The 19479-nt window shown below is 55.3% G+C and carries 15 protein-coding genes; all 15 read left to right on the top strand.

The features are described 5' to 3' along the window. Window positions 1-8: 8 nt before the first annotated feature. The 15 genes from flgL (at window position 9) to flhA (ending at window position 19475) form a co-directional block, all read left to right on the top strand. Complete coding sequence (gene flgL, locus TH25_RS13710) at window positions 9-1199, top strand: flagellar hook-associated protein FlgL (RefSeq protein ID WP_114088992.1); 1191 nt, start codon at window positions 9-11, stop codon at window positions 1197-1199. 112 nt (window positions 1200-1311) lie between these two features. Then, the gene (gene fliW, locus TH25_RS13705) at window positions 1312-1782 is read left to right on the top strand and encodes a flagellar assembly protein FliW (RefSeq protein WP_073953562.1); all 471 of its coding nucleotides are present in this window, start codon (window positions 1312-1314) and stop codon (window positions 1780-1782) included. A gap of 282 nt (window positions 1783-2064) precedes the next feature. Continuing rightward, window positions 2065-3390 carry a flagellin N-terminal helical domain-containing protein gene (locus TH25_RS13700; RefSeq protein ID WP_114088991.1) on the top strand — a complete coding sequence of 442 codons (1326 nt, stop codon included), beginning with the start codon at window positions 2065-2067 and terminating at the stop codon, window positions 3388-3390. A 57-nt stretch (window positions 3391-3447) separates the two neighbouring features. Continuing rightward, on the top strand, window positions 3448-3876 hold the full coding sequence (locus TH25_RS13695) for a flagellar protein FlaG (protein WP_147253021.1): 429 nt from the start codon (window positions 3448-3450) through the stop codon (window positions 3874-3876). A 103-nt stretch (window positions 3877-3979) separates the two neighbouring features. After that, the gene (gene fliD / locus TH25_RS13690) at window positions 3980-5785 is read left to right on the top strand and encodes a flagellar filament capping protein FliD (RefSeq protein ID WP_114088989.1); all 1806 of its coding nucleotides are present in this window, start codon (window positions 3980-3982) and stop codon (window positions 5783-5785) included. 53 nt (window positions 5786-5838) lie between these two features. Further along, window positions 5839-6381 carry a flagellar export chaperone FliS gene (fliS, locus tag TH25_RS13685; RefSeq protein WP_114088988.1) on the top strand — a complete coding sequence of 181 codons (543 nt, stop codon included), beginning with the start codon at window positions 5839-5841 and terminating at the stop codon, window positions 6379-6381. Window positions 6382-6738: 357 nt separating this feature from the next. After that, entirely contained in the window at window positions 6739-8334 is a 1596-nt protein-coding gene (locus tag TH25_RS13680; protein WP_114088987.1) for a flagellar hook-length control protein FliK, read from the top strand. Between the two features lie 16 nt (window positions 8335-8350). Next, complete coding sequence (locus tag TH25_RS13675; RefSeq protein WP_114088986.1) at window positions 8351-9214, top strand: flagellar hook assembly protein FlgD; 864 nt, start codon at window positions 8351-8353, stop codon at window positions 9212-9214. A gap of 50 nt (window positions 9215-9264) precedes the next feature. After that, complete coding sequence (locus TH25_RS13670) at window positions 9265-10977, top strand: flagellar hook-basal body complex protein (protein ID WP_114088985.1); 1713 nt, start codon at window positions 9265-9267, stop codon at window positions 10975-10977. 298 nt (window positions 10978-11275) lie between these two features. Next, window positions 11276-12931: a flagellar basal-body MS-ring/collar protein FliF gene (fliF, locus tag TH25_RS13665; RefSeq protein WP_114088984.1), complete on the top strand. Its 1656-nt coding sequence runs from the start codon at window positions 11276-11278 to the stop codon at window positions 12929-12931. Window positions 12932-13017: 86 nt separating this feature from the next. Beyond that, window positions 13018-14145 carry a FliH/SctL family protein gene (locus TH25_RS13660; RefSeq protein ID WP_114088983.1) on the top strand — a complete coding sequence of 376 codons (1128 nt, stop codon included), beginning with the start codon at window positions 13018-13020 and terminating at the stop codon, window positions 14143-14145. A gap of 225 nt (window positions 14146-14370) precedes the next feature. Then, entirely contained in the window at window positions 14371-14625 is a 255-nt protein-coding gene (fliN, locus tag TH25_RS13655) for a flagellar motor switch protein FliN (RefSeq protein ID WP_371440813.1), read from the top strand. Window positions 14626-14648: 23 nt separating this feature from the next. Beyond that, window positions 14649-15443 carry a motility protein A gene (locus tag TH25_RS13650; protein ID WP_114088981.1) on the top strand — a complete coding sequence of 265 codons (795 nt, stop codon included), beginning with the start codon at window positions 14649-14651 and terminating at the stop codon, window positions 15441-15443. 82 nt (window positions 15444-15525) lie between these two features. After that, window positions 15526-17178, top strand: coding sequence for a sigma-54-dependent transcriptional regulator (locus tag TH25_RS13645; RefSeq protein WP_114088980.1), 1653 nt, complete (start codon window positions 15526-15528; stop codon window positions 17176-17178). A gap of 143 nt (window positions 17179-17321) precedes the next feature. Continuing rightward, window positions 17322-19475, top strand: a complete 2154-nt coding sequence (gene flhA, locus TH25_RS13640) for a flagellar biosynthesis protein FlhA (RefSeq protein ID WP_114088979.1) — start codon at window positions 17322-17324, stop codon at window positions 19473-19475. The last annotated feature ends 4 nt before the right edge of the window (window positions 19476-19479 follow it).

Genomic DNA, 19479 nt, shown 5'->3' with positions numbered 1-19479 from the left:
GAGTTGAAATGGTAACACGGGTTGCTACCTACACCAGCCATAACCTGCTCACCAATCTGGCACAGCGCAATGCGGCAAAAGTTGCCGATCTGAGCAACCAGGCCTCAAGCGGTGTCAAATCGCGGACCTATTCCGGTATTGCCAGCGATACGCAGCAGCTTTTGAATCTGGAAGGCTCGCTGACACGCAATGGGCAGTATATAAACAATATCACCCAGGTGAAACTGCGCCTGCAAAACATGGAATCGGCAACCTCCTCGATGTCCGAAATTGCCACGCGCATGAAAACGCTGCTCTTGCAGGGGCTGAGCAACTCGCAGGCCGATGACCTCAATCTTGACGAGGAAGGTCGCCAGGCAATGGCGCAGGTGAATTCCCTGCTCAACTCAACACTGGATGGCCGATACCTGTTTGGCGGGGCGACAACCGATTCGCCCCCGGTCAATCTCGCGCAATCGCCCATTCCCGATACCTATTTTGCCAAGGTCGCAGGATCCGACACGGCAACACTGGGTTCGATAGGGGGCACGACTGCAGGCAGCCTGGACATTAACGGGCAAACGATAACATATGCGCCGACCGATACCCTTAAAGACCTTGCAGACCAGATCAATCAGCTTTCGCCGCCGCCAGCCGTTGCATCGGTGCGCGCCGACCCAGGCTCCAACAACTATCGCCTGGTGATCGAGGATTTCTCAGGCAACCCGATGTCGATTAGCGAAACCGGGGGCGGCAATCTGCTGGATGGCTTGTCACACAATCCCGCCCTGAGCGCCGAAACCGGCTATTATCAGGGCGATCAGAAACACCTCTCGGCACGTGTGGATGAAGATTATTCCGTCAATTACGGGGTCCGTGCCGATGATCCGGCCTTTGCCAGCCTGGTTGCCGGATTGCGCATCATCGGTTCGACCACTGACGAGGATTCGCTGCGGATGGCCTTGGGGCATATCGAATATGCCATTGAAAACCTGCCCAATGTCGGCTCTAAAATCGGTATTGATACAAAAAACGTGGAAGAGATCGAATCGCAACATCGGGATTTCGCCGTTTTTGCCAATAATGCCGTTTCCGATATTGAAAATGTCGATATTCCCCTAACACTCATTGAAGTTGAACAGCATAAAACCGCCCTGCAGGCCAGTCTGATGACCATCGCCAAGACCACAGACATCTCGCTGGTGAATTATTTGCGCTAGGGCTTGATTTAAAACATGGAAATAACAGCCGGTCTTGACGAAGCTGCCATATGACATCACATGTTTTAGGATTTCAGCCCAAGGGCGACATAGTTGGGGAAGACCAGAGGAAATGACCACGCAGCCAACCCAGGACGCCAATGTACCCAAATCGATCCTTGTTGAAACACGGTTTGGCGATATCGAATTTCTGTGGGACAAGGCGATTTACATGCCCGTCGGCCTGCTGGGCTTTACCGACCAGCATGTTTTCGGCCTTGCCAATATTCCGGGTAAAAGCCTGGACCAGTTCAAACTTTACCAAAGCCTGACGGATGCCGATCTGTCCTTTATCATCGCGCCGTATAACCCGGAAAGCGGGATTTACGATGCCGCCGATCTTGAACGAGCCGCCAAAAGCCTGGCGATCCCCGAGGAAGATATGGCGATCCTTCTGATTGTCACGGTGCGCCCCACCGGCAATGATCAGGGATATGCCATGTCGGTCAATCTCCAGGCACCGGTTATTGTCAATACAACCCGCCAGATTGCGTGGCAGCATATTATGCCGCATGACAAATATCCTGTTCAGCACGACATCTGAGCCCGATCTTTGAGGCAAAGCGGGACTCGTTTTCGCTTTGTTGACCCCGTTTTTCGCCAGCCCAAACCGCACGTTTCTGGCGGGAAAACCCCGAAACCCATGATTATCTTTGCATAATTCGGGATTTCAAATAACAGTAGACTCTATCTTCGCAGTTGGGTATATTTTGACTATCGAATCGGCAATCCCTGATCAAGAAGATCTCGGAGCCTTCCGGCAAAGATGCCGGGTTTGATTGGCAAGATCGCCAATTGCAAGTGATCCATGTAGGAGTATATCACTATGTCTTTGAACATTATTTCCAACTATGCTGCCAACGTTGCACACCGTAACCTCACAGCTTCTGACGAAGCAGCGACCCGTTCGCTCGCCAAGCTGTCTTCGGGTACCCGTGTTGTTTCGGCCCGTGACGACGCTGCCTCGATGGCCATTGGTGCCCGCCTGAATGCGGAAAGCCAGTCGCTCAAAACGGCAACCGTTAACGTTGGCCAGGCCAACTCGATGCTGCAGATCGCCGATGGCGGTATGGCAACCATCGACAACGTTCTGGTTCGTATGAAAAGCCTCGCCGTGCAGGCATCTTCGGGCAACCTGTCCGACACTGAACGCGGCTTCCTCAACGATGAATATGGCAATCTGGCCGAAGAAATTAACCGTATTGCCGCTACCACCAATTTCAACGGCGTCCAGTTGCTGGGTTCTGGTGGCGGCACCGAAGTTAAAGCGACGGCTATTGGTACGGACGTTACCACTGCCAGTGGTATTCAGGACCTCACTTTCTCGTCCAATTCGCCGATTCCTCCAGGCACGGATGCTGCAGGTAACAAAATTATCTTCAGTATGGAAGAAAATGCTGCTGGCAGTAAAATTTTAACATTGTCTGCCTTTGCGAATGACGGTACGACAGCTCTCTTGGATGGTAACGGCAATGCTATTACGCAATCGATCGACGTTACCCAATTTGGAACTGGCGGCTCACAAACAATTGGTGTAGGGCAGACGGCAGAACTGAACTTCGACAAACTCGGTATCAAGTTGAAGGTGAACGAAAACTTCGTGCACCCGGTAGATGATACAACAGCGGCGCAGATCAACGACTGGAGCAATGATTCTACAGCTAATACTACTGCTGCCGTAGATCGTACGATTGAACTTCGTCCGACCTCTAGTTCTGCAGCACTTGCTGACGTTGACTTCCAAATCGGTGCAAGTAGCAGCACCAATGACCGCTTCACTGTCTCCTTGTCGGCAGTTGATGCCGGTACGCTTGGTAAAGGGGCGACTGGCACAGGTACCGCCCTGCAGGACTCCGACCTGGACAACCAGACGAACGCACAGGCTGCGATTGACATCGTTGGTAACGCCATTAACGACCTGCAGAGTGCACGCGCGAATATTGGTGTGTATCAGAACCGCCTTGACTTCGCCGCTCAGAACCTGTCAACCACACAGGAAAATACTGAGGCTGCCCGTTCGACCCTGATGGATCTCGACGTTGCGTCGGAAATGACCAAGTTCAGCTCGAAACAGGTTCTGGTCCAGTCTGGCGTTGCCATGCTGGCACAGGCCAACCAGATGCCGCAGAACTTGCTGCGTCTGTTGCAGTAATCCGGATATTCGTGACGGAACGGGGGCTGGTCTCCCGTTCCTTCTACGGATTATCCTTTGTCGATTTTATCGGCATGGGAGGCTCACATGGAAATTACACAATCTGTATCGCCGCTTCATGGTTCCGGTTCTTCTTCAACCGGCTCTGCTGCGGCTTTAGGTGTTTCTTCTTCGAGTCAACCCTCTGCAAATTCGGTGGCTCCGGCCCCCGCACCGGTATCAAGATATCAGGCATCTGGGGATATTGCTCCGATTGATGCGACAGATCAGTTAAAACAGGCCTTTGCCGACCTTGACCTTCCGGATCGCTCGATTGACAATTATCGGGTTGAACTGAATTTCAACCGCGATACCGGACGCGTTATTGCCAAGGTAACAGATCGCTCAAACGGCGAGGTTCTTCGGGAAATTCCGTCAAAAGAACTTCAAAAGCTGTTTTCCCAAATCCGTGATTACCTCGGTACCTTTGTAAACGAAGAAGCCTGAAATCTGTTATCATAACGGAACAGGCATGGTATTTGCGTAACGATTAGCGCATCATCGTTTTCGGGCAAAATTTGCCCAACATTATGTTACCGGGAGACGCATCATGAGTGGCGTCAATATGAATAATCTCTATGTCGGCGACAATGGGCGAATTCAGTTTTCAGGGCTGAGTTCAAACATCGACTTTGTCAATGTTGTTGACCAGATGATGAAGGCCCGCCGTATCCCGGCAGACAATCTTGAAAAACGCATTGACGCAAATGACGAAAAAGTTGCCGCCCTGCGCGAGTTGCAGGATCTTGTCAAAACCTTACAGACCTCTATTGACAAACTTTATGGCAAAGCCAGCTTTGATAAATCCACAGATACGTTTGCCTCGAAACAGGCTTTCGTGTCATCTGCGGATGGTACGGCAGGTAATCTGATATCCGTTAGCGCAAATAACAATGCCGCAACGGGCAATTACAAATTTGAAATTTCGCAAATTGCCTCCAAACACAAGGTTGGTTCGGAAACCCTTGCCGCGAACCCCACAGACGCCCTGAGCACGGCGACAAATGGTGGCGGCACGGCCATTGGCACCGGAACTTTTTCGGTCGGGACGGCCAAGGGATCCGTCCAGATTGAAGTGACAGATACCGATACGCTGCGCGATGTGCGCGACAAAATTAACGCGACAACCGGCAAGTCCGGGGTTCAGGCCTCTGTCGTCAAGGTAGCTGACGGGCAGTCCACCCTTATCCTGACATCCACGGACGAAGGCTCGCCAAACCGCATGACCCTGTCCGATGACAGCGGCAATGTGCTTCAGAATATGGGCATCCTGAAGGATGACGGCTCTGGCACGATGATCATAAATAGTGACCAGGAAATTGATCCGGGCAATGATGCGCAATTCACGATGGATGGCGTATCGATTACACGCTCGTCAAACAATATTGACGATCTGGTGGATGGCCTGTCGATCAGCCTGTTCGACGCCAAACCCGGCACTACGATCAATGTTTCTATTGAACAAAATCTGAACACAGCCAAAACCGCAATCGTTGATTTCGTTGATGCCTATAACGCGGTCAAATCCTTCATCAACGAAAAAACCTATGTGGATCCGGCAAATAATAAGGCTGCAGAAGGCTCGGTTCTGCTTGGCGATTCCACGGCAAAATCGGTTGAAAGCACCCTTCAGGCGATCGCCGGTGGAACACCGTTCCGGACAACGTCAGAAGATTCTGACATATCAGTACTTGCACAAATCGGCATAACTTTTAAGTCAGTAGCGGACGCCCAAGCCGACAGCAGCGAAAATGGCAAATATACCGCTGGTACGCTTATTCTCGACGAGAGCAAGCTGAACGACACGCTGATCAACAATGCGGATGAAGTTTCCGAATTGTTTGGTTTCAAGTCGGTCACGGACAATCCATCTTTGATCATGACCAGCTTTACCGGCAACACCAGTGCCGCGTCGTACGAATTTTCTGTCACCAAGGATGCGGATGGCAATATTACCAGCGCAACCTATACGCAGGATGGCGGCGACCCGCAAAATGCCACCATCAACGGTGACACTTTGACGACAGCCGACGGTTTGAAGCTGTTTTATAATGGCGGCGATGGTAAAACCGAAACAGGCACCATCACGACATCGGTTGGTCTGGCATCAAGCATGCACTTTGCAATGAAAGGGATGCTCGACACTGAAAACGGCACCCTGCAACAAGGCATCGAAGCCTTTGAAAAAGAAAACAAAAGTTTTGAAAAGAAAATCGATGCCATTGACCTGCGCATTACCAACCAGCGTGAAGTGATGATGAACAAATTCATCAATATGGAGCAGTCTCTTGCCAAGTTTAAAAACATTCAGAACTCGCTTAGCGAGTTGATGGCGGCTGGCAAGAAAGATAATTAAGAAATCGACCCCGATTTTTCGATTTCCATGTTTAGACGATCAAGGAATATGGCATGAATACAAACGCAGCCCGCGCCTATGGCGACCAGCAGGTCAACACGGCATCGCCGGCCCAAATGGTTTACATGCTGTATAACAAGGCAATATCGGTATTGCAGGAAGCCATCAAGGCGATTGAAGAAAACGATATTCAAACCCGTTGCAATGCCAATTGCCGGGCGATGGAGATTATTGCCCACCTGCAAGGCACGCTCGACCTGGATCAGGGCGGTGAAATTGCCCGCAACCTGCAGGAAATTTACCGGTTTTCGCTGGTCCATCTGATGAAGGTTGACCGCCATAACGACGCGCAGGCCGCACAGGATGTTATTGGCCTGCTGACGCCGATGCGGGATTCCTGGGCCATTCTTGCACGACGCGGTGGCGACGAGTTACGCCAGGCCATGCAAAACGCCAAGGATGGCAACCCGGAACAGCAGGATTTGTCACCCGAAGCAACTCAAACCGATGGTGAAGCTGCTGGCAATAAACCGGCGGCATCCGAAAGCGAAGATCAAAAACCGCCACGTCCGTCGGGGATTTCAATTTCGGCCTGATCTGCTCTGGAAACCGCTAACGGTTTGACAGCACGAAAACCGCGCAGAATTTGCGCTCATATCCCCCGATCCACAGGACCGGGGGATTTTTTATGGTGCAGGTATAATTTTCTGTTCCGTTTTTTCCGTTTTCTCCCTTCCCTCCCCTGCGGTGCCCTTTCCCTTTGCTCTCTCGCTGTATTTTCTCGCTGCTCTTTTTGCCCTGTTTCGGGTTACAGGCATCGATGCCAACCGGCAAAAAGTGCCCGATCGCTTCCATGTCGAATTAAGGTATTGATTTAAAATCATATTTTATCGAACGCGAAACTGGCCCGATGTTTGCATTCTCAATTGCAGACTTACAAAAGGGACCGTGTCATGCACAGCTCTGCGATCGATAAAACTCATACGCCAACCCTATCGGTGCCTGCGCAGAACCAAACTGCCAGCAGCAGCGTGGCCTTTGCCGATGTCATGGACAAGGTCCAGGCGGAACGGTCCGACAACGCGGCCCGTACCCGGACCCAGCCGGCAAATACTGCCGCCACGGAAACCGCCTTGCGCGAAACGCGCAGCGACCGTGAGGAACGCGCGCCCATACACGAGAACACACGGGATGACCGCGACGTCGACGGACGTAAAAATGACCGGGCGGACGAACCGGCACAAAAAGCCGACCGCCCGGCCAAAGAGAATGTCGACCACACAGACAAGCCGAAATCGGCAGAACAGACAAAAGACACGAACAGCAAACACGCCGACGACAAACCTGCAAACGACGCGTCCAAACCGGAAAACAGCCAAACCGGCGAAACGGCCGAACAACAGGCGGACACGAGCAAAACTGCCAAAACCGGAACCGCGCAGGAAGACCGGGACGCAAACGGCGACCCGACCGTAAGCGAAGCCCTGGCGGCGGCAACCCAGCCCGTTATTGCCAGCCAAAGCAATATTGGCCTGCCAATGGGCGTTGGCACACCGGGCACAAATATGCCCGCTGGCGACGGATCATCGAAGGATGCGCTGCTGAATTCAACCGCGCTGTCACAATCGGCCTCGGCAAATAATGCCCTGCAAGGGGATGGCACAGCCGCCAAAACCATGCAGGCTGCCGCCAAATCCGGCACACCGGTAGAGGGTGACGCCACAGGCACGGATGCCAAAGCCGGATTTGAAGCCGCCTTGAAACAGCAAGGCGCAGGCAAGACCGATGCCAATGCAAATGCCAATACCGGTGCCAACAGCCAGAATGGCAACAGCAACGCCAGTGCGAATAGCAGCAATAATGCCAATGCCAGTCAGCAGGCCACCAACACCAATATGGCAAATCTTGCCGCCCTGCAAAATGCCGTAACGCAGCAGGGCGCAACACCGGCAACAGCCAAGGCCCAAAACCCGGCCAATGCCGGTGTCGGGGCGGTTGACGGGGCAAATGCCAACGGCACGGTTGCAGGCATGACCGGGCAGAATGCCAATGGTACGAATGCGGCAGCCACCGCCCAGGCGGCGTCACAGGCCGGTAAAGGGGCGGCCACCGCCCAAACCGTGCAGCAACAGGTCGCTGTGCATATTAAAAATGCCGCGGGCGACGGGGTGGACCGTATTTCGGTGCAACTCCGCCCCGAACATCTGGGCCGGGTCGATGTAAAACTGGAAATATCCCATGACGGGCGCGTCCAGACCGTGGTTCAGGCCGATAACCGCCAGACGCTGGATATGCTGCGCCAGGATGTCAAAGGCTTGCAGCAGGCCCTGCGCGATGCCGGGCTGAACGCGGATTCACAAAGCTTTACCTTTGAACACCGCCAGGACGGGGGACAGGGCCAGAACCCGCATCAGCAGGCAGGAAATTCCGGGCGCGGCACGTCATCGCGCCCCAATGACGGCGATATTATAAGCGGGGCCGAACTGGCACAGCATGTGGCTGTGGGGTACGGCATCAATTCCAATGGCCTTGTCGATATCCGCATTTAGACACCGGAGATAGCAGATGACCGTATCATCCATGACCAATATCGGTCTCCAGGGGACCAATGCAAATGCGGCCTCGTCTCGCGCGGCGCAATCGCTGTCGCAAAACTTTGACAGCTTTCTGACCCTGCTGACCACACAGTTGAAAAACCAGGATCCGACCTCGCCGATGGACAGCGACAAGTTCACCGACCAGCTCAGCCAGTTCGCCCAGGTGGAACAGGGGATCCAGACCAACAAAAACCTTGAAAACCTGCTGACCATGCAGGGCCAGCAACGCCAGCTTTCGGCCCTGTCCTATGTCGGTGCCCAGATCGAGGCGGTGGGCGATACCAACTGGTACACGCCAGGCGAACCTTTGAACTTCAAATACAGCATTTCACCACAAGTGCCTGCCGCGAAGATTTCGGTGGTCGATCAGAATGGCAAAACGGTTTATGCCGAAGAAGTAAAAAACATCGAAGGTGTTCAAAACTTCACCTGGAAGGGACAGAACAATTCCGGGGATGCCATAGAAGACGAAGCAGGTGCCTATACCCTGAAAGTCCAACCCCTCTCGACGTCCGGCGAACCGTTCAAAGACAAAAAAGGCAACCCGGCCCAAGTCTCGATCGGGGTCGTCGGCAAGGTCGACAGTGTCGATATTGGTGATACCGATATTTATCTGCGGATCGGCGATGTCTCGGTGCCCTTTGCGACCCTGACCAACGTCAAACTCGCCTCGAGTGCCACAGGCGACGAACCCGGCACAGGGGGCACGGACGGAACGGGTGGCACCGGCGGTACTGACGGAGCAGACGGCGAAACCGGTGGAACCGGCGATGATACTGCCGACAGCACGACCGGCAGCGATGACGACACCTCAGATAACAACAATACCTGATCGAATAATCAGTTAAACACCCTAACAGCCTGTAAGCGCAGGAGACAAAAATGAGCCTTTTCGGTGCAATGATTTCCGGTGTATCCGGCCTGAACGCCCAGAGCCAGAACCTTGGCGTTATTTCGGATAACATCTCGAACCTCAATACGGTGGGCTATAAAAGCACCGTGGGGCGTTTTTCAACCCTGGTGACACAGGCCCCAACGGGCACCAGCTATACACCAGGCGGCGTGCAGTTTCACCCGACAGCCCTGATCAGCAAGCAGGGCCTGCTGCAGGCAACGTCGTCCACAACGGCAGCGGCCATTTCGGGCGACGGGTTCTTTCTGGTGCGTGATACCGCAACCCCGGGCGAGGACAGCGAGATGTTCTTTAGCCGCGCGGGTGATTTCAAACCCGATGATAACGGCCTGCTTAAAAATACCGCTGGTTATTATGTCCAGGGTTGGGCAACAGACCGTAACGGCCAGCTTCTGGACCGTAACGGCAATGTCACTTCGTCGAACAGTTCGGCAGCAGGCGACTTGCAGGTTCTGGACATCAACTCCATCCTGACGGCGGCCGCCTCGACCACCCGTATCGAATTTGGCGCAAACTTCAATTCGGATGAAACCGCACTGAACGGCACGCCGACAACCTCGAGCACGGCTGGTATTGTTGCCGACACAACCGATCTGACGACCCTGCCCGGTGTCAATGCCGGCGATACATTCACGATTGCGGTTGGCACCGGTGCCCCCCAGACCGTTACCATTGCAGCGGGTGAAACCCTTAATAGCCTGGCGGCCAAAATTTCGGCCCTGACCGGCGTTACCGCCACGGTGGATACCACCAGCACCAACCATACCCTGTCGATCGCATCGACCGATCCGGAAGAAACCCTGACCCTGACCGATACCAACGGGGATCTCGGTGCGCTTGGCTTTGGTTCGCTGACCACGACTGCCGCCTTTACACCGGGTGCAGGTAATATGGCCTCGGGTGCGATTACGGCACATAACAGTCTGCCGATTACGGTTTATGATTCTCTCGGTACAGCCCACAAGCTGAACCTGCAAATCGTCAAACTGGGTCAGAACAAATGGGGCTATGAACTCACAGGCTCAACCGAGCCCGGTCAGCTCGACGCAACAACGCATCCGAATGGCCTGATCGCATCGGGCACCCTGACCTTTAACGGCGATGGTTCGCTTAAAACCTTTACCGATGAAGGTGGCCTGTCGCGCGTTGATCAACCCATCACCGGCATCACCTGGACCAACGGTTCAGAACCCAGTTCCTTTACCCTGGATGCCGGAACCATCGGCCAGACCGACGGCATCACCCAGTTTGCTGCGGGCACCGATGCCAACGGCAACCTGATCGACTATACCACGCACTATATTAACCAGGACGGTGCCCGGGCCGGGACGATGGTGAATTACGGCTTTACCGAAGATGGTTACTTGCAGGTCGAATTTGCCAACGGGGTGAAACGCCCGGTCTACAAGCTGGCGATTGCCACCGTTGAATCCCCCGATTCCCTTGAGCAACATACCGGCAACGTGTACCGCCAGACCCGTGAATCGGGCGATTATCTGTTGCGCGAACCAGGCCAGAACGGGGCAGGCAAAGTGGTGGCATCGGCCCTTGAAGCCTCGAACGTGGATCTGGCCGAAGAATTCACCAACATGATCGTGACCCAGCGTGCCTATTCGGCCAACACCAAAACCATCACCACCACGGACGAAATGCTTGACGAACTGATCCGGGTGAAACGGTAATTGCGGCTGGCGCGGGTTGACCCCCCGCGCCGCCGGTCTGGCACATTCTGCCACAGTTATGCTGTTAGGACCTTGCCCGGCTTTTTGGCCGGGCTTTTTTTTTCCTGTGTGAATACCTAAATGGTATAATATGGGTTCATGCACCCGAAAAACCCCGCAGAGGGGCACAAGTGGGCAAAATTTGCCGGTTGTTAACCTGTTCTTCAACTTGCCCCCCTATTCGTGTTAGGGGATGCTAGGCAATGACAGCTTGCCAGTTTGGGAATTGGGGCGACCGAGCGGGATAGGAGCAGCCTGAATGGGCGGCATTTTACAGACTCTCAAGAGCCTGGGGCCGACACGTCTGATGGCGTTGTCGGGCGTTGGCCTATTGCTGATTGTGTTTTTTGCGTTTCTCATTCTGCGTGTTTCCGCGCCGAATATGGAACTGCTCTATCGTGACTTGTCGCCTGCCGATGCCGGGCAGATCGTTGATCGCCTCGAAAGCCAGCAGATCGACTATCAGTTGCTTAAAGGCGGTACCGAAATCCTTGTTCCGGCGGACCAGGTTAACCGCATGCGCATTTCGATGGCCGAAGCAGGCCTGCCCTCCGGCGGGTCGGTCGGCTATGAAATTTTTGACAAACAGGACGGCATGGGTTCGACCAGTTTCGAGCAGAATATCAACCATGTCCGTGCCCTGGAAGGCGAACTGGCCCGCACCATCGCCTCGATACAGGCGGTCAAACAGGCGCGCGTCCATCTGGTATTGCCCAAACGCCAGATGTTTTCACGCGAAACCCAGGAACCCAGTGCCTCGATCGCCCTGCAATTGCAGGGCAAGGAACTGGATGCCGAACAGATTGCCGCCATCCAGCATCTGGTGGCGGCCGCCGTGCCGCAACTGGTTCCCAGCAAGGTTTCCATCATTGATGAACGCGGACATTTGCTGGCACGCGGCGATGGCGAACAACAAACTGCCACCTTCCTGACCCAGACCGCCAATGAAATGCGCGTGCGCAACGAAACGCGCCTGCGTAACACCATCGAAGACCTGCTCTCGCGCTCGCTGGGATATGACCAGGTACGCGCCGAAGTTTCGGTCGATATGAATTTCGACAAAATCACGACCAATAACGAACGCTTTAACCCCGACGAACGGGTGGTGCGTTCCAGCCAGACCGTGGATGAATCCTCGACCAATACCGAAACCGACGGCACCGACCCTGTCACCTTGCAAAATAACCTGCCCGACCCCAATCTGGGCAACAACAATGCGGGCAGCAACAGCCAGGAAACCCGGTCAGAAGAAACGGTCAATTACGAGATTTCCAAAACCACGACCCAGAGTGTCAAGGAAATTGGCGAAATTTCGCGCGTCACCGTTGCGGTGCTGGTAGACGGAACCTATAACACCAATGAAAATGGCGAGAAGGTCTATCAGGAACGCTCCCAACAGGATCTCGACAAAATTGCCGCCCTGGTGCGCAGCGCAATTGGCTATGATCCCAACCGGGGCGACCAGGTTGAAGTGATCAACATGAAATTTGCCGATACTTCGGACATGTTCAGCGATGCACCGGTCGAGACCTTCCTGGGACTTGATAAAAACGAAGTCTACCGCATCGCCGAGATGCTGGTGCTGGCGATTGTCGCCATTCTGGTCATCCTGCTGGTGGTTCGCCCGCTGCTGACCCGTGCCTTTGAAACCCTGCCCAGTGCCGCCGATATGGCGCAGCGCCAGCTTCTGTCCGAGGATGGCAGCATGATGGCCGAAGGCGGCCAGCCCGCCCTGGCGGGGCCGGCACCGGTGCCGGGTGCCGGTACGCATGACGAACATGAAGAGCTGATCAATATCTCGCAGGTTGAAGGCCGGGTGAAGGCATCGTCTGTCAAGAAGATTGGCGAAATTGTTGACAAACACCCGGAAGAGGCCCTGGCGATCATACGCAACTGGCTGTACCAGGAAAACTGACCCCCGATGGGGTGATGTTGCCTGTATAACATTCCTGATCCGGGGCTGCGGCCCCGGACTAACACCCGACAGATTGCCGAAATCATATGACTGCGATCGAAAAATTCAAATTTACCCTGAACTTTGACGACGCCGACACCGTCATCCGGCCGGCGGGCGCACAGGAAGAGCATTATTCGCTAAAGCGCAAGTCGAAAAAGAAGACAGAGGAAGAGGAGGCCCCGCCGCCCCCGCCCGCCATTTACACCGAAGAACAAATGCAAACCATGCTACGCGACACCGAAAGCCGCGTGCGTGAAGAAGCCTTTGCCCAGGGCCATGAACAGGGCCTGACCCAGGGGCGCGAAGAAATTCTGACATCGCTGGAAAAGGCGGTTTCCGACACGGCGGCACAAATTGCCGCCTGGATGGACCATATTGATGAATTGCAAAAGCGCGCCCATGCCAGCACCGCCGAGGATGCCATTCATGTCACCCGGGCGATTGTCAAAAAACTGCTGCCCGTCTGGGTCAGTGAAAATTCCACCACCGAGATAGAGCATATCATTCGCCAATCCCTGTCCAACCTGTTTGATGCGCCCAAGGTCCTGATCCAGGTTCATCCTGATATTGCCGATAGCTTGCAGAACCGCGTCGCCGAAATTGCGCGCAGCCGGGGGTTTTCCGGGCAGGCGGTGGTTGTGGGTGAAGCCAGCATTGACAAGGGGGATTGCCGGGTTTCCTGGGGTGATGGCACCGCAGTGCGCGACCAGGCCCGCACCTGGGGCGAGATCAATGCCATTGTGGAAAAGGCCATCGCCGCCCACCGCGATGCCCACGATCTGCCCGACGAAAACCCGATGGCCGACCCGGCCCTACAGGAAAGCCGCCTGCCCGACGCGGCGGCACATGGCGATGCGAACGGATCATCCGCAAAACAGGCTGAGGCTGAATCTTCTGACGCTGAACTGAAGGCTGATGCAAACACCGCCCCGACAGGGGACATCCCGGCCTCCGCGCCCGATCCCGAACGCGCTCCGTCGCCCCAAACCGCATCGCAGCCGGAATCGGACCAAGCCGACAGCGAAAACGAAAGTGACAGCACCAGAACGGATGGCGCATCGTCGCCATCTCCCTTGGCCGGAGCAGACAGCAATCCTTCGGCCAATGCCGGGACCGGATCGCAAAACAGTGAACCCCCGGCAGAAGAACCGCTGCCTGATCGCAATAGTTAAACAGCCTAAATCAATGACTTTGGCATAATAAAACAATAGATTGCATCACAGCGATGATGAAAGCGACAATACAGGTTCGCCAGACGCAATCCACCCTGATACAAGCAGGAGACCAAAATGGCAGATGATGACGATCTTGAACTGTCCGAACTCGATGATGACGAGATCGAGCTGGAAGGCGAAGGAACCGAATTGCTGGCCGGACTCGATACCAGTGGCGAGGGGATGAAAACCTCCAAGGACCTGGAAGCGGTGTATGATATTCCCGTCCAGGTCTCGGCCGTGCTGGGAAAAGCCACCATGCAGGTCAGCCAGTTGCTGAAATTGGGCCGTGGTGCCGTCGTGGAGCTTGACCGCAAGGTTGGGGAAGCTATTGATATATATGTCAACAACCGCCTGGTCGCCCGTGGCGAAGTGGTTGTGGTCGAGGACCGTCTGGGTGTCACCATGACGGAAATCATCAAATCGGAACGAAACTAGGCTGGTCAGAAGGATAGCTGGGAATGGCGGACGGGGGGACGAAGACGAAGTTCGACATCGCAACGGTGGTCGGGCTTATCGTCGGGTTTGCGCTGGTAATCGTGGCAATTGTTCTGGGCGGGTCGCCGGGCGCCTTTATTGACGTACCGTCAATCCTGATTGTTATTTTGGGAACGGCGTCGATTACGGCTGTCTGTTTTGCCCTTGGCGAATTTCTGGGCGTTGGCAAGGTTCTGGCACGGACGATTTTTCATCCGTCGCGCAATCCTTCCGATGCGGCATTGCAAATTTTGCAACTGGCCGAAATTGCCCGCAAGGGCGGTGTTTTGTCGTTGCAGGGCCACCTTGATAGCCTGCTTGGCGAGGAATATCTGTGGAAGGGTTTGTCGCTGGTCGTGGATGGCACCCCGCCCGAGGAAGTTGAAGGCATCATGCGCAAAGACATGAATGCCACGATTTCCCGCCACCACAAAGGGGCCAGCATCCTTAAAAAGGCTGGCGACATTGCCCCGGCAATGGGCCTGATCGGAACCCTGATCGGCCTGGTGCAGATGCTGGGCAACCTTGATGACCCCTCGTCGATTGGCCCGTCAATGGCGGTTGCCCTGCTGACAACATTTTATGGCGCGGTTCTTTCCAACATGTTTTTCATGCCGCTGGCCGCCAAACTGGAACGCAACTCGCAGGAAGAAGAACTGCTCAATTCGGTTTATATGGTGGGCGCGGTTTCCATTGGCCGGCAGGAAAACCCCCGTCGTCTGGAAATGTTGCTGAATTCCATTTTGCCGCCGGCAAAACGGGTCAGTTATTTTGATTGATCTTCTGTTGCCATTTTTTAGTGACAAATCAATGGTATTACAGCACAGACACACAAAAAGCGGATCAGAAAGAGATTAGGCAATGCAGGTATTGATCGTTGGTGGACTGGGCGGCCAGATCGGCGCAGCCAGCAAGATCGCGATGGCCCGGGGTGCCTCGGTACAATTGGCCGAAAGCGTCACCACGGCGTTAAACATCCTGCGTGCAGGCAAGCGGATTGATCTGGTGATGGCCGACATCGCACTTGATGTTGGTGCCCTGATCACCGCGCTGTCCGCCGAGCGCATCAGCGTGCCCGTGGTGGCCTGCGGTGTGGGCAATGACATTAACGGCGCGGTCAACGCCATCAAGGCCGGGGCACAGGAATATATCCCGCTGCCGCCCGAAGCCGCCCTGATTGCCGCCATCTTTGAAGCCGTCACCGAAGAAAGCCATGCCCTGATCCATCGGGACCCGCGCATGACCGAAACCCTGCGCCTGGCCGAGCAGGTGGCGCGCAGCAACGCATCGATCCTGATCACCGGGGAAAGCGGCACGGGCAAGGAAATTCTCAGCCGGTTTGTCCACCGCAAATCCAACCGGGCCGATAAACCCTTTGTTGCCGTAAACTGCGCGGCCATCCCGGATAATTTGCTGGAATCCGAACTGTTTGGTCATGAAAAAGGCGCGTTTACCGGGGCCCAGGCCCGGCGCATTGGCAAATTTGAAGAGGCCGATGGCGGCACCCTTTTGCTTGATGAAATCAGCGAAATGGATGTGCGTTTGCAGGCCAAGCTGCTGCGCGTCATTCAGGAACGCGAAATTGACCGGCTGGGGGGCAGCAAACCGGTCAAGGTCGATGTGCGTATTCTGGCCACCTCCAACCGCGATCTTGAATCCTATGTCCAGCAGGGCCATTTCCGCGAGGACCTTTATTTCCGGCTGAATGTCGTCAATCTTGATATTCCGTCATTGCGCGAACGGCCCGGTGACATTCCGGTCCTGGCGGAATTTTTCGTGCGCAAATATTCCGAAGCCAATGACATGCCGGTGCGCCCGATCAGCCCGCTTGCGATTGAAAGACTGATGGGGCACTACTGGCGCGGCAATGTGCGCGAACTGGAAAACACCATGCACCGTGCGGTTCTGATTGCCGGGCCCGATGAAATTGGCCCGGAGGCGATTTTTCTGACCGGCAGCACACCGTCAGGCACACCCGCTCCAACAGCACCAACACAGCAAACCCAACCCCCGGCATCCCCGCCCGCGCCCCCCGCAGAGCCCGCCCGCCAGGGCACTGATCCGCGTGATATTGCGCGCAGCAATGCCGCGGCGGCCGCCTATAATCCGGCTTATGTCAACCAGGCCTATCGTAATTCGGGCGCGGCCAGCGGGGCCTATAACCAGCCCGCCTCCCCCGGACCAAGCGATCAGAACGGAAATGCCGCCGCCTCGCCCGCGCCTGCCACCCCACCGCCCGGGGCAGAGGAAAACGCGGCGACCGACGCAATGGCAGATACGGCGCAAACAGGTGAAAACGCGGTTATTTCCGATAACGGATCCATTACGGCGGCCCTGGTCGGGCGCACGGTGGCCGATGTTGAACGGGAACTGATTATTGATACCCTGAAACATTGTTTTGGCAATCGCACCCATGCTGCCAATATATTGGGTATATCGATCCGGACTTTGCGCAACAAACTGCGCCAGTATACCGACGAGGGTGTTGATATTCCGCAGCCGGGAAATGGATAACCCAACAGGGCACAGCACACCTTGCAAGGCACAAGCAAAGCTGTGAAAAATCGTTGTCTTAAAACAATGACACAGCCGGAAACCGCCCCTAAAAGACAGGCAAAACGCCAGAAGGGCAACAGGCAGGAAACCGATTAACAGACATGGCAGATGGTCGCCAAATAACCCCTTCGGGGTCTGGAAATTCCGGCGGTTCGGGCGGCGGCGGCGATTTTATGGCCAATATGCAGGGCCGGTTCCGGGCCGCCATGCGGCGTGGCGACATTGCGATGGCACTGGGCTTCGTCCTGATCCTTGTGATCATGATGTTCCCGCTGCCAACCTGGCTGCTCGATATGTTTCTGGCCCTGTCGATCAGTTTTTCCATTCTGATCCTGATGACGGCGCTGTTTATTCAAAAGCCCCTGGAATTCAACTCTTTCCCAACCATTCTGCTGGTGGCAACCTCGCTCCGCCTCGCACTTAACATTGCCACCACACGGCTTATTCTGGGCCACGGCCATGAAGGCCCCCAGGCAGCAGGCCACGTGATCGAGGCCTTTGGTGCCTTTCTGGTCAGTGGCAATTTCGTGATCGGCATTATTGTGTTTGCCATCCTTGTCATCATCAACTTTGTTGTGATCACCAAGGGTTCGGGCCGTATCGCCGAAGTTGCCGCCCGTTTTACCCTCGATGCCATGCCCGGCAAACAAATGGCCGTCGATGCCGATTTGTCATCGGGGCTGATCAACGAGGAACAGGCCAAGGCCCGACGCAAGGAACTGGAAGAGGAAAGCGCCTTTTTCGGGGCGATGGATGGTGCCTCGAAATTCGTGCGCGGTGATGCGGTTGCCGGTATTCTGATTACCTTTATCAACGTGATTGGCGGTATCATTATTGGCACCGCGCAAATGGGCCTGTCATTAAACGAAGCCACCGAAACCTACACCATCCTCACGGTCGGTGACGGTTTGGTATCGCAAATTCCCGCCCTGATCGTTTCCACCGCTGCGGGCCTGCTTGTCACCAAGGGGGGCATGGAAGGCGCAACGGAAAAGGCTGTTTTCGGCCAGGTATCGAACTATCCCGCCGCCCTTGGCATTGGCGCGGCCATGATGGGGGGCATGTCGCTTTTGCCCGGCATCCCGATGATCTGGTTTATGGGGGCAGCCATTGGCATGGGCTATCTGGCGTGGTTTTTGGGCAAACGGCAAAAGGAAGCCGCCGAAACCGCCGCACGCCAGGAAACCAGTGCCGCCGCCGAGGCCGCCGCCCCGCCCGCCGAGGAACCCATCGCCAATGCCCTGCGCATGGATTATGTCCGCCTGGAGCTGGGCTATGGCCTGTTATCCCTGATCAGCACCGAACGCGGCCAGAAACTGACCGACCAGATCAAGGCGCTGCGCCGCCAGATGGCGGCCGATATGGGCTTTGTCATGCCCAGCGTGCGTATCCAGGATAACATGCAGCTTCCGGCCAATACCTATATCGTGCGCGTCAAGGAGATCGAGGCCGGACGGGGTGATTTGCGCCCCAACATGTTGCTGGTCATGGATCCGCGCGGCGAGGAAATTACACTCGCCGGTGAAAAAACCATCGAACCGACCTTTAACCTGCCCGCCATGTGGGTGGAACAGGGCATGAAGGAAGAAGCGATGTTCCGGGGCTATACGGTGGTGGACCCGCAAACCGTGATCACCACGCATTTGACCGAAGTGGTCAAGGACCATATGCCCGAACTGCTGTCCTATGCGGAAACGCAAAAGCTGCTGGACGAACTGGAAGACGACCAGAAAAAACTGGTCGAGGATATTGTACCCGGCCAGATTTCGGTGGGCGGGATCCAGCGCGTGTTGCAGGCCCTGCTGACCGAACGCATTTCCATTCGGGACCTGCCGACCATTCTGGAGGGTATTGGCGAGGCCACGGCCTTTACCCGCAACCCGACCTTCATGACCGAACATGTCCGGTCCCGGCTGGCACGGCAATTGTCGGATGCCAATTCAAATGCCGACGGGGTTATTCCGCTGGTAACGCTGTCGCCGGAATGGGAACAGATTTTCGCCGAAAGCCTGGTGGGCAATGGCGAGGAAAAACAGCTTTCCATGCCACCCAGCCAGCTTCAGGAATTTATCAACAAGGTTCGCAGTACCTTTGAACGGCTGGGCATGATGGGCGAATCCCCCGTGCTTTTGACCAGCCCGGGCATTCGGCCCTATGTCCGCTCGATTGTGGAACGTTTCCGCCCGGCAACGGTGGTGATGTCGCAAAACGAAATTCACCCCAAGGCGCAATTAAAAACAATGGGGCAGATATGATGAC

It is taken from the genome of Thalassospira profundimaris (genome assembly GCF_003326755.1).
Lineage (GTDB): Bacteria > Pseudomonadota > Alphaproteobacteria > Rhodospirillales > Thalassospiraceae > Thalassospira > Thalassospira profundimaris_B.
This window is presented reverse-complemented; position numbering and strand designations above follow the sequence as displayed.

Bases quoted from the DNA above. Each gene is read 5' to 3' on its own strand.
- TH25_RS13675 (WP_114088986.1), top strand. From the start codon at position 8,351: ATGACCGTATCATCCATGACCAATATCGGTCTCCAGGGGACCAATGCA.
- TH25_RS13660 (WP_114088983.1), top strand. From the start codon at position 13,018: ATGACTGCGATCGAAAAATTCAAATTTACCCTGAACTTTGACGACGCC.
- fliW (WP_073953562.1), top strand. From the start codon at position 1,312: ATGACCACGCAGCCAACCCAGGACGCCAATGTACCCAAATCGATCCTT.
- fliF (WP_114088984.1), top strand. From the start codon at position 11,276: ATGGGCGGCATTTTACAGACTCTCAAGAGCCTGGGGCCGACACGTCTG.
- flhA (WP_114088979.1), top strand. From the start codon at position 17,322: ATGGCAGATGGTCGCCAAATAACCCCTTCGGGGTCTGGAAATTCCGGC.
- TH25_RS13700 (WP_114088991.1), top strand. From the start codon at position 2,065: ATGTCTTTGAACATTATTTCCAACTATGCTGCCAACGTTGCACACCGT.
- TH25_RS13645 (WP_114088980.1), top strand. From the start codon at position 15,526: ATGCAGGTATTGATCGTTGGTGGACTGGGCGGCCAGATCGGCGCAGCC.
- flgL (WP_114088992.1), top strand. From the start codon at position 9: ATGGTAACACGGGTTGCTACCTACACCAGCCATAACCTGCTCACCAAT.
- TH25_RS13650 (WP_114088981.1), top strand. From the start codon at position 14,649: ATGGCGGACGGGGGGACGAAGACGAAGTTCGACATCGCAACGGTGGTC.
- TH25_RS13670 (WP_114088985.1), top strand. From the start codon at position 9,265: ATGAGCCTTTTCGGTGCAATGATTTCCGGTGTATCCGGCCTGAACGCC.
- TH25_RS13680 (WP_114088987.1), top strand. From the start codon at position 6,739: ATGCACAGCTCTGCGATCGATAAAACTCATACGCCAACCCTATCGGTG.
- fliD (WP_114088989.1), top strand. From the start codon at position 3,980: ATGAGTGGCGTCAATATGAATAATCTCTATGTCGGCGACAATGGGCGA.
- fliS (WP_114088988.1), top strand. From the start codon at position 5,839: ATGAATACAAACGCAGCCCGCGCCTATGGCGACCAGCAGGTCAACACG.
- fliN (WP_371440813.1), top strand. From the start codon at position 14,371: ATGAAAACCTCCAAGGACCTGGAAGCGGTGTATGATATTCCCGTCCAG.